This window comes from Halomonas sp. AOP7-B1-5 (genome assembly GCF_052353045.1).
Lineage (GTDB): Bacteria > Pseudomonadota > Gammaproteobacteria > Pseudomonadales > Halomonadaceae > Vreelandella > Vreelandella colorata.
This window is the reverse complement of record NZ_JBQTDC010000039.1, coordinates 23,955-31,198: the sequence shown is the minus strand read 5'-3', so window position 1 is coordinate 31,198 and position 7,244 is coordinate 23,955. Positions and strand designations below refer to the sequence as shown.

Annotated in this window: 7 protein-coding genes; 6 read left to right on the top strand and 1 reads right to left on the bottom strand. The window is 48.7% G+C overall.

Translation table 11 applies throughout. The annotated features are described in order from the left end of the window. Positions 1-434: 434 nt before the first annotated feature. Positions 435-557, bottom strand: coding sequence for a hypothetical protein (locus ACT3XD_RS16205; RefSeq protein WP_264298634.1), 123 nt, complete (start codon positions 555-557; stop codon positions 435-437). Positions 558-1,542: 985 nt separating this feature from the next. Here ACT3XD_RS16205 and ACT3XD_RS16200 point away from each other — a divergent pair. The 6 genes from ACT3XD_RS16200 to ACT3XD_RS16175 all read left to right on the top strand — a co-directional run bounded on the left by ACT3XD_RS16200 (position 1,543) and on the right by ACT3XD_RS16175 (position 7,237). Further along, positions 1,543-2,340 (top strand): alpha/beta fold hydrolase, encoded by a 798-nt coding sequence (locus ACT3XD_RS16200; protein ID WP_193053438.1) that lies wholly within the window; start codon positions 1,543-1,545, stop codon positions 2,338-2,340. A 9-nt stretch (positions 2,341-2,349) separates the two neighbouring features. Further along, on the top strand, positions 2,350-3,111 hold the full coding sequence (locus tag ACT3XD_RS16195) for a metallophosphoesterase (RefSeq protein ID WP_193053439.1): 762 nt from the start codon (positions 2,350-2,352) through the stop codon (positions 3,109-3,111). Positions 3,112-3,403: 292 nt separating this feature from the next. After that, complete coding sequence (kdgD, locus tag ACT3XD_RS16190; RefSeq protein ID WP_193053440.1) at positions 3,404-4,321, top strand: 5-dehydro-4-deoxyglucarate dehydratase; 918 nt, start codon at positions 3,404-3,406, stop codon at positions 4,319-4,321. A gap of 42 nt (positions 4,322-4,363) precedes the next feature. Beyond that, the gene (locus tag ACT3XD_RS16185) at positions 4,364-5,356 is read left to right on the top strand and encodes a TRAP transporter substrate-binding protein (protein ID WP_444280612.1); all 993 of its coding nucleotides are present in this window, start codon (positions 4,364-4,366) and stop codon (positions 5,354-5,356) included. 60 nt (positions 5,357-5,416) lie between these two features. Continuing rightward, complete coding sequence (locus tag ACT3XD_RS16180; RefSeq protein WP_193053442.1) at positions 5,417-5,953, top strand: TRAP transporter small permease; 537 nt, start codon at positions 5,417-5,419, stop codon at positions 5,951-5,953. Between the two features lie 3 nt (positions 5,954-5,956). Beyond that, entirely contained in the window at positions 5,957-7,237 is a 1,281-nt protein-coding gene (locus ACT3XD_RS16175) for a TRAP transporter large permease (RefSeq protein WP_444280611.1), read from the top strand. The last annotated feature ends 7 nt before the right edge of the window (positions 7,238-7,244 follow it).

Sequence of the window (7,244 nt, the reverse complement as noted above, 5' to 3'; positions counted from 1 at the left end):
CTAGCAAAGGTGATGGCATTGTCAGTTCCTTAGTCAATGTGTTTATATACGAGTAAAATGGCACGTTGAAAATAATGCTTTAATGAGCCTAATTAATATTAGATTAATTCGTTATATAACTCCATACCTGTCCGAGAAAATAACTATAAAATTCTCAGCTGCTTAGCTAACATCAATATTCATAAGACGTTTTGATCGTTACGGTGAAAACCGTCAAGGCGTTCCATTGTTATGAAGAGAGCGGATTTATCGAGAGGGGATGCTTGGTTCAAATGTTCTTTGACAGTGATCCATGTCAGGCTATAAAGCGCATGAATATTTTTAAGGAAACCTAGTCGAAAGCGTTGAGGCATAGCCCGGCCTAGGTTTGCCTTTATTTAAACAAATAACGCCTCATAGTGAGGCGTTGATTCAAGCATATCATTGTAAAGCGCTTACAGCTTGAGCATGTAGGCAGCCAGCGCATCAAACGCTGCGCGCTGCTTTAGGGCATGTTGTGCCCATACTTCCATAATGTAGGCGCTGGTTGCCGAATATTGAGTTGCTGAGTGTTGCATGGCATGCACTCCTGTTGTGAAGGTTATCTAATATCCTTGTTATGAAACTTTCTATTGTGCGACGCAGCATTGGCTTGCGAAGCTAGATAGTAGGCGCTTTTTAAGCACAGAGCTAGCCAAAAAGGTGTAGGTAAATGACCATCGCTTGTAAGCAATTGCTTACATCGTTGAATGGAAAAGCTTTTCATAAATAATTCACGGAGCCAAAAAAAGCTCTGGTCCCGGTGATTATTCTTATCACACTACATTTAAAACCAAATGCTTAGCCTAGGTGTGCTTTCAGTGCTCCATGGAGGTGCGTTGCCATAATGCTTGGAGCCTCCAGAAGGGTAGAACATCACCATCGTAAGAAGTAGGAATTAGCGGGAAGGCCATCGTGGGATTCTCCAGATAGGGTACTTCGTAAAGTGTAGCGGTTTTTTGCTGCGATGCAGCAGGGGTGTGAAAGCTCCGTTCGATAGATTATGCACGTAGGTGGAAAAGTGGATGCGAGGAGAGGAAATGGCAAAAAATGGGTTCTGAGCCGCTAGGTTCTGTGGGCTTGAAAACTCACGATAGTAGAATTAACTGATGGGTCGGGGGGAGAGCGCGTGTGATATCTGTAAAGCGCTTTGTCAAGTGTCGCAAGGAACGACCGTTCTCACTGGCTCTTAAAATGCCGCGCAAGGTAAATGACTGACACATAGCGTCTGCCGCACTTTATCCGGCCAAGGACGGCTTAAACAGACGCATAGATGAAGTCGTCTACTTGCTGCAGAATTGCTTCTTAAAATGCTAAGTGGTTATGCAGTGTTGTGATGGATAGGTTTTGATAGATAGATTTTGATAGACAATTTTTGATAGATAGTCTTTGAAAAATTGTTTTGGCAGATTGTTTTGGCAGATTGTTTTTGCGGAATATCTCGACGTGCTATGTTGGTTTAGGCACATAGCTTATGTCTTCAACATATGTTTTAAAAAGGCTTAATAACAATAGAGCTACGCCATGACCTCATCAATCGCTTATCACGACCACTGGGTGTCATTGTCTCACGGACACCTGTTTGCACGCAGCTGGGAACCCTCGGCGCTGAGTTCTGATACACCGATTATTTTATTACACGACTCTCTCGGCTGTACCGCCTTATGGCGTAGCTTTCCAGCAGCGCTATGCGAAAAGACCCGACACCGCGTTATTGCCTATGACCGGCTGGGGTTTGGTCAATCGAGCGCCTGTCTTGAGCCGCCACCGTTGAGCTTTATTGACGATGAACCCGGCACTGATTTTGCCGCTTTATGTGCAGCGCTTGCGATAGACCGCTTTATTGTATTAGGCCATAGCGTGGGCGGCTGCATGGCCATTCACTGTGCTGGCGCTTATGCGTCACGGTGTCTGGGGCTGATTACGATTGCTGCTCAATCGGCTAACGAGGCGCGTACACGTTCTGGTATCGAACAGGCAAAAGCCGCTTTTAAAGCGCCAGAACAGTTTTCAAAGCTGGAAAAATATCACGGTCATAAAGCCCGCTGGGTGTTAGATGCCTGGGTTAATACGTGGCTGCATCCTGACTTCATCAACTGGTCATTGGTACCCGCGCTTGAACGCGTGCATTGCCCCACATTGGTATTGCACGGCGAGAAAGATGAATATGGCTCGCACCGCCAGCCGGAACGTATTGCCCGGTATATCCAAGGCCCGGCGCACTGCGAAATACTTAAAAACCTTCACCACACCCCTCACCGCGAAGATGAAGCGCAGGTGATCAGGCTTATCGACTCGTTTATCGAAGAGCTTTCCCGTTAAGGAGATTGGATGCGTCTGCGTATTTTATCCGACCTGCACTTGGAGCACTTTGCGGACAGCCGCCCGTTATCCGATGTAAAGGCCGATGTTGTGATGTTAGCGGGGGATATTCATCATAAAGCTGAAGGCTTAATCTGGGCACGGGCGCAGTTTCCCACGCTGCCAATTCTGTTTGTGCCGGGGAACCATGAGTTCTATGGCACCTGTATGCCGCTGATGCGCGAAGAGCTTAAGAAAGAGGCCAAGCGGCTTGATATCGAACTGCTGGATAACCGCGCCGTCACGCTCAACGGCGTACGCTTTTATGGCACGACCCTCTGGACCGATTTTGCGCTTTACGCCAGTGATCCGACGAAAAATCCAGCCCATACCGAGTCCAAAGCGCTGCGCTACATGCCCGATTTCAGAATCATCCAAACGTCACCGGGCACGACGTTGACACCCCAAGCGAGTCAGCAGCTGCACACTGAAGCCCTCGCTTGGCTTGAAGGCGAACTGTCCAAGCCGTTTGATGGTCCCAGGGTAGTGATCAGCCATCATGCGCCGCTTCACCACTGCATTCCTGATCAATATTTAGGTGATGCGCTATCCCCAGCCTTTGCCTCTCATCTGCCGCAGTTGATGGGCAAAATGGATCTATGGATACACGGTCACGTTCATGAACCGGTGGATCTTATATATGCCGGTACGCGCGTACTGGCTAACCCTGGCGGATATCCGGATGAGTTTAATTCACCGCTTTTTAAGCCGGATTTAATCATCAATATTTGATGCCTACCGATATTAAGTTGGTTCCGGCAAAATTGCTTAGGGGCTATTGTTCTCCATGAAGGTGCACCCTCTAGGGCAAAATCTTGTTTTTATTGCTTAAAAAAATTACTGGGTTTTTAAAAGATATTTTAGACGCTAGCACTTTGGTCGAAGCTTAAAGCTTTTTACTTGCAGGTGTTGCGCGTGTTGATTATTTTCTAGTTTGTATGATGTATGACAAATAACTAGTTTACTACGATTTTACCTATTGCCATGTAATTAAACATGGATGAGAAAGCATGAGGACGTTTCTGTGAAATTTTCCAAACAAGAAGTAATACAAGCAGTTGGAGATGGACTACTGTCATTTCCCATTACCGATTTTGATCAGAACGGAAAATTTGACGAAAAAAGCTACCGCGAGCGCTTAGCGTGGTTTATCAGCCACGACATTTCTGCCGTGTTTGTAGCTGGTGGTACGGGCGAATTTTTCAATTTGACGCTTGAAGAGTATCGCCAGATTGTTCGTGTAGCGGTGGAAGTAGTCGATGGTAAGCTGCCGGTAATCGCAAGCGCTGGGTTAAGTGTTGAAGCGGGCAAGGCCTTTGCTGATGCCGCCTCTGAAGCCGGTGCCGATGGTATTTTGTTGATGCCCCCGTACCTGACAGAGTGTCCGCAGGATGGATTAGTCGAGTATGCGCGGCAAATTTGTGATGCCACTGATATCAACGTCATTTACTACAACCGAGGGAACGGGGTTCTGAATGCCGAGTCGGTGCAAGCACTCGCGGATGCCTGCTCGAACCTTATCGGTTTGAAAGATGGTAAAGGCGATATTCAGGCACTCAACAAAATCATTAAAACGGTCGGTGATCGCTTAGTGTATGTGGGCGGTGTGCCTACGGCAGAGATTTTCGCAGAAGCGTACCTGTCAATTGGCGTTAATACCTATTCATCTGCGGTATTCAACTTTGTACCCGATATGGCGGTTACGTTTTATAAAGCGCTCCGCAACGGTGATAAAGACGTCGTTAAACGAATCACGAACGATTTCTTTATTCCATTTATTGATCTGCGTGATCAAAAAGCCGGTTACGCGGTTAGCTTGATTAAAGAAGGCGCGGATATTATCGGCCGCCCGGCTGGAAGCGTTCGTGCGCCTTTAACCATGCCCACCCAAGAGCAACGCCAGCAGTTAGAGCGCCTGGTTGGTGTAGCGCGTTCTTTCTAAAAGCTGAAAAAAACCACAAGTAATAATAAGAGGTTTTAAGTGATGAAAACAAAAACTATCCGTCGCCAAGCGCTGTTTGCCCTAACGGGTGTCTCGCTATTAGCCGCTGCTGTTTCTGCCCAAGCCGATAACTGGCGGGGCTGGAATATTCACCCTGACGGTTACCCCAATACGGTAGCGCTTGAAGCCTTTGCCGAGGCAGTTAAAGAGCAAACAGAAGGGCGCGTTACCCCCCGTGTTTACAACAATGCCGTGCTGGGTGATCAGTCTGATGCGATTGAGCAAACCCGCAATGGTGCGTTGGATTTCGCTAATTTCAATATGGGGCCCATGGGACCCATTGTTAAGGAAACGAATGTTTTCTCGCTACCTTTCCTATTTACCGATGTAGACCATATGCACACGGTAATGGATGGCGAGATTGGTCAGCGCTTTGCTGATGCATTGGAAGATAAAGGTCTGGTAGTGCTCTCCTGGTTCGATTCAGGCGCCAGCAGCATTTACAACACCAAGCATCCGATCAACACCCCAGAAGATGTTCAGGGCTTAAAGATCCGGGTCATGAATAACGATCTTTACGTCGAGATGATGGAGGCGCTTGGCGGCAATGCGACGCCAATGGCGTATGGCGAGGTTTACCAGAGTTTAACCACCGGTGTTCTGGATGGTGCTGAAAACAACTACCCCTCCTTTGAATCCAGCAACCACTACGAAGCGGCGGAATACTACTCCTTAACCGAGCATTTGATTATTCCCGAGTGCCTGTGTGTTGCCAAAGCCAGTTGGGACAAGTTATCCGAAGAAGACCAGGAAATCGTTCGTGAAGAAGCGATGAATGCTTCCACCATGCAACGTGAGCTGTGGGTCGAAAGCTCTGAAGAGAGCCGTCAGATTATCTTGGATAACGGCGTGGAAATTAATGAAGTAGAAGATAAAGCGGCTTTCCAAACATTGATGGAGCCGATGTATGAAAACTTTATCGCTAATAACCCGGGCACGGGTGAGCTGATCGAGGAAATCAGAGCCGCTCAATAATTTTCTTATGACTTCCTTTCGGCGGCTTGATGCCGCCGAAAGATTAAAAGGAAATGTGTCGTGAGTATAGAACTTGAAACACCCAGCAGTAGAAAAAGCACGACAAAAGAAGGCTCTGTAGACCGCGTGTTGGATGGCATGGCTGAGCTATGCGTGCTTGTGGCGGGCATCATGCTGGTCGTTCTTATTGCTACTTTCGGTTGGCTAGTCTTTGGACGTTATGTGCTTAACAACACGCCAACCTGGGTAGAGCAAACCTCCCTGATATTAGTGGTATATATCACCTGTTTGGGCGCCGCTGCCGGCGTCAGATACCACAGCCATCTGAATATCGACTTTGTTCGAGAGAGCTTTCCTCCTTTTCTGCGCGGATTAATGCACCACATCTCGGATCTTTTCATTCTTGTATTTGGTGGTTTTATGGTGGCTCAGGGCTGGAAGCTGGTCATGACAAACATGGAAAGGGCTATTCCAATGATTGGTCTCTCTGAAAGCTGGCGTGCAGCCCCACTGGTAATTTGTGGCGTGCTGATCATGCTGTTTGCAGGGGCGGATATAGTGCAACGATTACTGTCTCGAAACGCTGGGAGGGCATAAGTCATGGGGCTGATGATACTGTTTGGAATTTTTTTTCTCGGCCTTGTCGCAGGTGCACCGGTCGCTTTTGCCGTTGGGCTGGCCGCTGTCGCTGCGTTTATGTATGAAGGGCTACCGCTGTTTGTCGCCTTTCAACGTATCTTATCCGGCATTTCCGTTTTTTCGCTACTGGCGATTCCGTTTTTCATTTTCGCCGGTGAGCTGATGCTTCACGGCGGCATTTCAACCCGGCTTGTTCGCCTGGCCTCCGCTATGGTGGGGAGGATGCGCGGCGGTCTGGGGATGGTCAATATAAGCTCTTCGATGCTGTTTGGCGGCATCTCGGGTTCAGCGGTAGCCGATACGTCTGCCTTGGGCTCGATTCTTATCCCGGTGATGAAAGAGAAGGGCTACGACGCTGACTATGCCGTCAACGTTACGGTGACCTCGTCGGTCGCCGGCGTGGTCATTCCGCCCAGCCATAACATGATTCTCTATGCCGTAGCGGCGGGCGGCGGTATTTCCGTTACCCAGCTTTTTATTGCCGGTATCGTGCCTGGCATCCTGATGTGCTTAAGCCTGGCCGTGGCCGCTTATATCGTGGCCGTTAAGCGTGGCTATAAAGGTGAGGCATTTCCCGGCTGGCAAGCCCTGTTTCTTAGCCTGATCGCCTCGCTGCCTGGCTTGATGACCGCTGTCATTATTGTCGGCGGCGTTCTTTCGGGCATCTTGACGGTAACGGAGTCCGGGGCTTTTGGCGCCATCTACGCCATTATCGTGACCGGGCTTGTCTACCGTGAACTTAAGTGGTCGTCCTTCAAGGCTGCCGTTATTCAGTCGGTTAAAACCACATCGCTGGTCATGATTCTGGTGGGCTGCGCATCGGCTTTCTCTTATATGCTGGCGCTCTATAACGTGCCTGAAATGCTGACCACCGGGTTAATGACGATTTCAGACAAGCCTGTGGTTATCTTTTTGATGCTTAACCTGATTCTACTGGTATTGGGCATGATCATGGATATGGCGGCGTTAATCCTGATCTGCACGCCCATCTTCCTGCCGGTAGCCATGCAGTTTGGCATGGATCCTATCCAATTCGGCATCATTTTAATGATGAACCTGGGGCTGGGTTTATGTACCCCGCCGGTAGGCGCGTGCCTGTTTGTGGGCTGCGTGATCGGGAAAATTAAAATTGAGCATGCAGTTCGCACCATCTGGCCCTTCTTCCTGGCGCTGTTTGTAGCGCTAATGCTGGTGACTTACATCCCGGCAGTTTTATTAACGCTACCTGGCCTTTTTAGATAACGCCATG

Excerpts from the sequence above, each read along its gene's own strand:
- ACT3XD_RS16205 (WP_264298634.1), bottom strand. The coding sequence starts at position 557 with ATGCAACACTCAGCAACTCAATATTCGGCAACCAGCGCCTACATTATG.
- ACT3XD_RS16200 (WP_193053438.1), top strand. The coding sequence starts at position 1,543 with ATGACCTCATCAATCGCTTATCACGACCACTGGGTGTCATTGTCTCAC.
- ACT3XD_RS16195 (WP_193053439.1), top strand. The coding sequence starts at position 2,350 with ATGCGTCTGCGTATTTTATCCGACCTGCACTTGGAGCACTTTGCGGAC.
- ACT3XD_RS16185 (WP_444280612.1), top strand. The coding sequence starts at position 4,364 with ATGAAAACAAAAACTATCCGTCGCCAAGCGCTGTTTGCCCTAACGGGT.
- ACT3XD_RS16175 (WP_444280611.1), top strand. The coding sequence starts at position 5,957 with ATGGGGCTGATGATACTGTTTGGAATTTTTTTTCTCGGCCTTGTCGCA.